The organism is Streptomyces otsuchiensis (assembly GCF_004305975.1).
Classification (GTDB): Bacteria; Actinomycetota; Actinomycetes; order Streptomycetales; family Streptomycetaceae; genus Streptomyces; species Streptomyces otsuchiensis.
The window spans coordinates 1-8,467 of sequence record NZ_BHZI01000249.1 but is presented as its reverse complement, the minus strand read 5'-3'; the positions used below and the strand labels follow the sequence as shown (position 1 = coordinate 8,467).

1 protein-coding gene is annotated in these 8,467 nt (G+C 77.1%); it reads right to left on the bottom strand.

Going from position 1 to position 8,467, the window contains the following annotated elements:
- The coding region (locus E0D90_RS20525) for a type I polyketide synthase (RefSeq protein ID WP_130799575.1) at positions 1–7,722 on the bottom strand (7,722 nt) is incomplete at its 3' end.
- Between the last annotated feature and the right edge of the window lie 745 nt (positions 7,723–8,467).

Here is an 8,467-nt window from a genome sequence, read left to right as displayed (position 1 = left end):
GTCCGTGGGGGCTGAGGCGAGCGCGGAGTCGAGCAGCGCCATCGCGGTGGCCTGCTCCAGCGGCGCGGTGCCGGTGCGGGCGAGCCGGGCGAGGTCGGCGGCGGTGAGTCCGGTGGCCATCCCGGCCTCGGTGGACCACAGGCCCCAGGCCAGGGAGAGCGCGGGCAGTCCGGCGGCCCGGCGGTGGGCCGCCAGCGCGTCCAGGAAGCCGTTGGCGGCGGCGTAGTTGGCCTGTCCGGCGGTGCCGAGGACGGCGGCCACCGAGGAGTAGAGGACGAAGGCGCGCAGCGGCAGCTCCGCGGTCAGCTCGTGCAGTGCCCAGGCGGCGTCGGCCTTGGGGCCGAGGACGGTCTCCAGGCGTCCGGAGTCCATCGCGGTCACCCGGCCGTCGTCCAGGACCCCGGCGGTGTGCACCACCGCGGTGAGCGGGCGGTCGGCGGGGACGCCGGCGATCAGCTCGGCGAGCCGATCGCGGTCGGCGACGTCACAGGCGGCGATCCGGACCCGGGCCCCGGCCGCGGTCAGCCGCTCGCGGAGGGCGTCGGCGCCGGGGGCGGCGGGGCCGCGGCGGGAGAGCAGCAACAGGTCGCGGGCGCCGTGGTGTTCGACCAGGTGGCCGGCGAGCACGGCGCCGAGTCCGCCGGTGCCTCCGGTGACCAGGACCGTGCCGTCGGCGAACGGCCCGGGACCGGCCGTCTCGCCGGTCACCCCTCCGGTCGTCTCTCCGGCCGTCTCCGCGGCGGGCCGCGGGGTCCAGGGCAGGAGGCGGGGCAGCAGCGGGCCGTCGTCACCCGCGGCGTACTGCGGCTCGCCGTCGGCCGCCGGCCAGCCGGCGCCCTCCGGCACCCGGGCCAGCCCGAAGGCGCCGGGGTGTTCGGTCTGCGCGGAGCGCACCAGGGCCCAGAGCGGGGCGCCGGTGAGAGTGTCCGGGTCGGCGACGAAGACCAGCCGGGTGCCGGCCAGCGCCGGATCAGCGGCGCGGCGGCGGACCAGGGCCAGCGTCTCCTCCAGCGCGCGCCGCACGGCGACGGGCACCTCCTCCCCCGGTGCGGGAGCGCGGTCCAGGCCGGGGACGATCAGCACGGCGGGGGCTCCGGAGAGCAGCACGGCCTCCACGTCGGGGCGCAGCTCCGCCCCGGGCAGCAGCGCGGCGATCCGGACGGCCTCGGGGCCGGTCTCCAGCACGGTGACGGCCGCTCCACCGAACGGGAGCCCGCCGGTGGGGGGTTCACCAGTCATGGGTTCACCCGAGACGGCGTCACCCGAGACGGGGTCACCCGGGACGGCTTCACCGGTGGCCGGGGTCCAGGCGAGCCGGTAGAGGCCACCGTCGGCGGTGGAGCCGGAGCGGCCGAAGCCGTCGCCCGCGTGCCGCAGGGTCACGGTGAAGCCGCCGGAGGAACGGCCGGTCTCGCTCCACAGGCTGACCCGGTGGGTGGCGGCCGTGCCCGCGGGCGCCAGCCGGACCCGCAGCCGGCGGGCGCCGGGGGCGGTGATCGCGGCGTCAGCGAAGGTGAAGGGCACCGGCCGTTCGCCCGTGGCGAGCCCGGACGCCAGCAGCAGCGGGTGCAGGGTGGCGTCCAGCAGTGCGGGCGGCGCGGAGTGACCGGAGCGGGCGGCGTCGGGCAGCTCCACCTCGGCGTACAGCTCGGCGCCGTGCCGCCAGGCGGCGGTCAGCCCCCGGAACGCCGGGCCGTAGCCGTATCCGGCGGCGGCCAGCCGCTCGTAGCCGCCGGTCAGGTCCAACTGCTCGGCGCCCGGCGGCGGCCAGCCACCGGCCGGGTCCGGCTCGGGCGCGGGCGGCCCGGCCTCGGTGCGGCCGGTGGCGTGCAGGGTCCAGCCGGAACCCGGGGTGCGGGCGTGCACGGTCAGGGCGCGCCGGCCGTGGTCGTCGGGGTTCCCGGCGACCGCCACCTGGAGCTCCGTTGCGCCCGAGGCGGGCAGGGTCAGCGGCGCGGCCAGGGTGAGCGCGGAGACGCCGGGCGCACCGGCGGCCGAGGCGGCGGCGAGGGCCAGGTCCAGCAGAGCGGTTCCGGGCACCACCTCGGCGCCGCCGATCACATGGTCGGGCAGCCAGGCGGAGGAGCGGCGGGAGAGCTTCCCGTCGAGCAGCAGCGTGCCGTCTGCTGCGACCGTGGTGGTGCGGTCCAGCAGTCCGGTGCCGCCGCCGTCGGCGGGGTCGGTGAGCCAGTGGCGCCGCCGGTCGAACGCGTAGGTGGGCAGGGCCGCCCGGGGGCCGGCCGGCTGCGCGGCCGACCAGTCGACGTCCGCCCCGGCGGCGAAGGAGTCGGCGAGTCCGTGCAGCAGCGCGGCGGCCTCGTCCCGGCCGCGCCGGGCGAGCGCGGTGACGGCGGCGGACCGCCGGTCCGGCGGGCCGGCGGCCAGGCTCTCGCGGACGGCCCCGGCGAGCTGCGCCTGCGGACCGGCCTCCAGGTAGAGCCCGGTGCCGGCGGCGGCCAGCCGGGTGACGGCCGGGCCGAAGAGCACCGCGGCACGGATCTGTTCGACCCAGTAGCCGGCGTCGGTCCACTCCAGCGAGGAGTCGGCGGTGCGTTCGTACCCGAGGGTGGGTTCCGCGAGGACGACGGACTCGGCCTCCCGGCGGAACTCCTCCAGCACCGGCTCCATGAGCGGCGAGTGGAAGGCGTGACTGACGGTCAGGGTGCGGGTGCGGCGCCCGCGCCCGGCCCACAGCGCGGCGATCGAGGCGCAGACCTCGGCCTCGCCGGAGATCACCACACCGCGTGGCCCGTTGACCGCGGCCAGGGCGACCGCGTCCTCCAGTCCGGTGAGCGAGGCGGCGATCTCCTCGGTGGTGGCCGCGACCGCGACCATGCCGCCTCCGGCGGGCAGCGCGTCCATCATCCGGCCGCGCGCCGCGACCAGCCGCGCGGCGTCGGGCAGACTCCACAGCCCGGCGGCGAGGGCGGCCGCGTACTCGCCCACCGAATGTCCGGCGACGGTCTCGACGGTCGGCCCGAAGGACTCCAGCAGCCGCCAGAGCGCGGTCTCGTAGGCGAAGAGCGCGGGCTGGGTGTAGCTGGTGCGGTCCAGCAGCGCGGCCCGGTCGCTGCCCGGCTCCGCCCACATCACCTCGCGCAGCGGGCGCTCCAGGTGCGGGTCCAGCGCGGCCCACGCCTCCTCCAGCGCGGTGTCGAAGACCGGGAAGGCCCGGGCCAGGGCGCGGCCCATGCCGGGGTGCTGGGCGCCCTGGCCGGTGAAGAGGACGGCGGTGCGGGGGCGGCGGCGGGCGGTGCCGGTGACCACGCCGGGGCCGCCGGCGCCGGCGGCCAGCGCCTCGGCGGCGGCGCCCAGTTCGGCGGAGGAGCCGCCGATCAGGACCGCGCGGTGCTCGAAGACGCTGCGTCCGGCGAGCGTACGGGCGGCGCCGGCGGCGTCCACGCGGCCGGCGGTGGCGCCGAGCCGGGAGCCCTGGGCGCGCAGCGCGACGGCGGAGCGGGCGGTCACCGGCCAGGCCACCGGCACACCCTCGGGGACCGTCCCCGGGGCGGTGGCGGCCGGGGCGGCGGCTTCCTCCAGCACCAGATGGGCGTTGGTCCCGCTGATGCCGAAGGAGGAGACGGCGGCCCGGCGCGGCGCGCCCTCGCGCACCGGCCAGGGCTGTTCCTCGGCGAGCAGCCGGACCCGGCCGGCGGACCAGTCGGCGCGCGGGGTGGCACGGTCGGCGTGCCGGCTGGCCGGCAGCAGCTCGTGACGGAGCGCCTGGACCAGCTTGATCACTCCGGCGACCCCGGCGGCGGCCTGGGTGTGGCCGATGTTGGACTTCACGGAGCCCAGCCAGGCCACCCCGGCGTCCTCGGCGCGGGCCCGGCCGTAGGTGGCGATCAGGGCGTTGGCCTCGACCGGGTCGCCGAGCCGGGTGCCGGTGCCGTGCGCCTCGATCGCGTCGATGTCCGCGGCGTCCAGCCGGGCGTCGGCGAGCGCCTGCCGGATGACCTGGCGCTGGGCCTGGCCGTCGGGAGCGGTGAGGCCGTTGCTGGCGCCGTCCTGGTTGATCGCGGTGCCGCGGATCAGGGCGAGCACCGGGTGGCCGTTGCGGCGGGCGTCGGAGAGCCGTTCCAGCAGCAGCATGCCCGCGCCCTCGGCGAAGGAGGTGCCGTCGGCGTCCGCGGAGAACGGCTTGGCGTGGCCGTCGGGCGCCAGTCCGCGCTGGCGGCTGAACTCCAGCAGCAGACCGGGGGTGGACATCACGGTCACCCCGCCGGCCAGGGCGAGTTCGCACTCGCCGCCGCGCAGCGCGCGGACCGCGAGGTGGACGGCGGCCAGCGAGGAGGAGCAGGCGGTGTCCACGGTGAGCGCCGGGCCGCGCAGGCCCAGGGTGTAGGCGATCCGTCCGGAGATCACGCTGGAGGCGGTGCCGGTCAGCAGGTGGCCGTCGGCGCCACCGCCGCGGTGCAGCGGGGGTCCGTAGTCGGAGGCCATCGCCCCGGCGTAGACGCCGACCCGGTGGCCGGTGAGGGCGCCGGGCTCGATACCGGCGCGCTCCAGCGCCTCCCAGGAGGTCTCCAGCAGCAGCCGCTGCTGCGGGTCCATGGCGAGCGCCTCACGCGGGCTGAGTCCGAAGAAGCCGGCGTCGAAGTCGGTGGCCTCGTGCAGGAATCCGCCGACGGCGGTGGCGCAGCTGCCGGGCCGGTCCGCGTCGCCGAGGAGTTCGTCGAGGTCCCAGCCGCGGTCGGCGGGCAGCGGGGTCATCGCGTGCTCGCCGGCGGCGACCAGCCGCCACAGGCCCTCGGGGTCGGTGATGCCGCCGGGGTAGCGGCAGCCCATCGCCACGATGGCGATCGGGTCGTCCTCGCCGCCGGAGCGCGCGGGAGGTTCGTGGGCCTCGACCGCTTCGGCTTCCTCGGAGCGCTCGCCTGCCAGCAGCCGCGCCAGCTGTGCGGCGAGGCGGCGCGGGCTGGGGTGCTCGTAGAGCACGGTGCTGGGCAGCGGCAGCCCGGTCGCGGCGCTGAGCCGGGCGACGAGTTCGACGGTGCCCTGGGAGTCCAGGCCCAGGTCGCGGAAGCTGCGGCCGCTCTCCACGGTGGCGGGTTCGCTCTGGCCGAGAACGGCGGCGGTGGCGGCGGCGACCAGGGCGGCGGTCTCCTCGGGGCTCGCTCCGGCGGCCGGTGCGTCGCCGGACTCCGGTGTGCGGGCGGTGTCCTCGCGAGCGGGGGCGGCGTCCTGACGAGCGGGGGCGGCGTCCTGGCGAGCGGCGGTGGGCCCGGGGTCCTCGGCGGGGCGGCCGCCGGCCGTGGGGGCGGCGAGCCAGTGGCTGCTCCGCTGGAAGGCGTACCCGGGCAGGTCGGCGGCGCGGACACCGGGCCGGTCTGCCTCGGGCGCCCACTCCACCGGGGCGCCGTGGACGTGGGCCTCGGCGAGGGCCCGGAGCAGCCGGGCGGGGTCGCGCTGGTCCGGGCGGAGGGTGGCGACGGCGACGGCCTCCGTCCCGGCCTCCTCCGCGATCCGGGTGACCTCGTCGGTGAGCGACGCCTGCGTGCCGCACTCGATGAAGCGGGCCCCGCCGTCGGCGAGTACGGCGCGGGTGGCGTCGGCGAAGCGGACGGGCGAGGTGAGGCTGCCGTACCAGTGGCCGGAGTCGAGGGCGGCGGCGTCCAGCGGTCCGCCGGTGTACGAGGAGTAGCAGGGGACGGCGGCGGCGCGGGAGCTGATGCCGTCGAGCGCGGCGAGCAGTTCCGCGTGGATCGGCTCATCGGCGCGGATCGGCTCATCGGCGCGGATCGGCTCGTCCGCCGGGGAGTGGGCGGTGTGGTGGCGCGGCAGCCGGCTGCCCACCGCGACGATGCGGGCGGCGTCGGCGAGGTCGAGTGCCCCGGCGACGGTGGCGGCGGCGATCTCGCCCCGCGCGTGGCCGAGGACGGCGTCCGGGACCACGCCCCGGGAACGCCAGAACCGGGCGAGGGAGACGGAGATGGCCCACTGCGCGGGGTGGAGGACCTCGGCGCGGTCGAGGGCCGGGGCGCCGGGTTCGCCGCGGAGCACGGCCAGCAGGTCGTGGCCGGTGTGCGGGGCGAGGGCATCCGCGCACTCGGCGAGCGCGGAGGAGAACGGGCCCGGCTCGTCGAGCAGTTCGCGTGCCGGGAGGTCCAACCGGCCGTCCGGGCCGGGGAAGACCAGCACCGTGCGGCCCTCGACGACGTGGCCCACGGTGACCGCGCGGTGCGGGGCGCCCGCCGCGAGTGCGGCGGTCCCGGCGGCGAGTTCGGCGGCGTCCTCGCCCAGGACCACCGCGCGGTGCTCGAACCGGGTCCGGGTGCGCAGCAGCGCCTTGGCGAGGGCCGCGGGGTGCGGGGCCGGTTCGGCGGCGACGCGGTCGGTGAGCCGGGCGGCCTGACCGCGCAGCGCCTCGGCGGTACGGGCCGAGAGGGTCCAGGCGGTCACGGCGCCGTCGGCCTCACCGGCATCGGCGGAACGGACATCGCCGCCCTCACCGGTCCCGGCGGGCGGCGGGGCCAGCACCAGATGGCAGTTGGTGCCGCCCATCCCGAAGGCGCTCACCCCGGCGACCGACCCGGCGGGCCAGGGCCGCTCCTCGGTGGCGACCGCGAGGCCCAGCTCGTCCAGCGGGATCGCGGGCGACGGCGTGTGGTGGTGCAGGCTTGGCGGGATCGTGCCGTGGCGCAGCGTCAGCACCAACTTCAGCAGCCCTACCACCCCGGCGGCGCCCTCCAGATGGCCGACGTTGGTCTTGGCCGATCCGACCAGCAGCGGCGCTCCGCCGGCGGCGACCCGCACGGTGCCCAGCGCTGCGCCGAGCCCAGCGGCCTCCACCGGGTCGCCCACGGCGGTACCGGTGCCGTGCAGCTCCACGTAGGCGACGTCGGAGGGTGTCACCCCGGCCGCCCGGCAGGCGTCCTCGACGACCTGACGCTGTGCCACGGGGTCGGGCGTCGTCAGATGCTCGCCGGTTCCGCTGTTCACCGCACCGCCGAGGATCACCGCGTGCACGGGGTCGCCGTCCGCCAGCGCGGCGGCCAGCGGCTTGAGCACCACCAGCGCGCCTCCCTCGCCCCGGACATAGCCGTTGGCTGCGGCGTCGAAGGTGTGACAGCGGCCGTCCGGGGAGAGCGCGCCGAAGCGGCGCAGCGCCTCGTCGGCCTCCGGCAGCAGATTGAGGTTGACCCCGCCGGCCAGGGCGACGGCGGCGGTGCCGCGACGCAGCTCCTCGCAGGCGAGCTGGACGGCGACCAGCGAGGAGGACTGGCCGGAGTCCACGGTCAGGCTGGGCCCGCGCAGTCCCAGCAGATGGGAGACCCGGTTGGCGATCATGGTGCGGTGGGTGCCGGTGATCTCGTGCCGGCTGCCGGCGCCCAGCCGGTCGTGGAGCAGGGCGTAGTCGCCGGTGATGGCGCCGACCAGCACACCGGTGCGGCTGCCGTCCAGGTCGCCGGGGACGATGCGGGCGTGCTCCAGCGCCTCCCAGGCGAGTTCGAGCACCAGCCGCTGCTGCGGGTCCATCGCCGCCGCCTCGGCCGGGGAGATACCGAAGAACCCGGCGTCGAACCGGTCGACGTCCGCGAGGAAACCGCCACGGGTGGTGCCGTCCGGCCGCCGGTCCGCCGGCGCCGGGCCGACGGCCTCGCGGCCTTCGCGCAGCAGCCGCCAGAACGCCTCGGATGTGTCGGCGCCGGGGATGCGGCAGGCCATCCCGATCACGGCCACGGGGTCCGCGGCCGGGGGCCGGGGAGTCTGTACGGACATGACCCACCTTTCTCTTCGCGTCGCTGACGCCGGGCGGTTGCCGCGAGGTGCGGCACGGTGACCGGGCCGGGGCCGGGTCTTTTACCTGAACGGTTCTTCGCGGTGGCGGCGTCCGTGACGCCGTATCACCTTTCCCGGAACCCGGATGACGGGCCGGAATTCATCCGGCAATTCACCGGAGCGGGAACGGGTGGAGCGTCGTTCGGAATCACCGTGTTGAGGCGTGGGGGACACTGCTGTCCGGCCGGTCGTACGAGAATGTCCCTCACCTCCCGCGAAGAAACGCGAGAGCCCGCCAGCCGCCCGGCACCAGGGCCGTTCCGGCCGCTCCCTCCCGGGAACCACCCCCGTCGGGGTCCGGACCGGCCCGTTGTGCCGATGCCAGGAATCCTGCGCCCGGCCGCCCGGACCGTCAAGCGGATGGCGCCCCACCGGCGGTGGCAACGACTTCTCCCGAACTTGCTGTCAACGCGCGCGTATTGACGGGGTACGACGACCGGTGGGTTAGTGGTACGAGCCCGGAGAAAGCATTCCGGGCCGACCGGTCGCATTCCACCGACAAGCGGTGGAGTTCCTCCCGTTACCCGTTGACGGAAAGGGGGTGGAAACCCATGCGCAAGGTCGTCTGCACCCTTGTCCCGCGCACGCCGGGCAGCCGCCGCTGAGGCGGCACCGCTCCACCGGACGAAGCGCCGGCGCGGCGGCTGCCCGGCGTGCGCGGGACAAGGGTGCAGACGACCTTGCG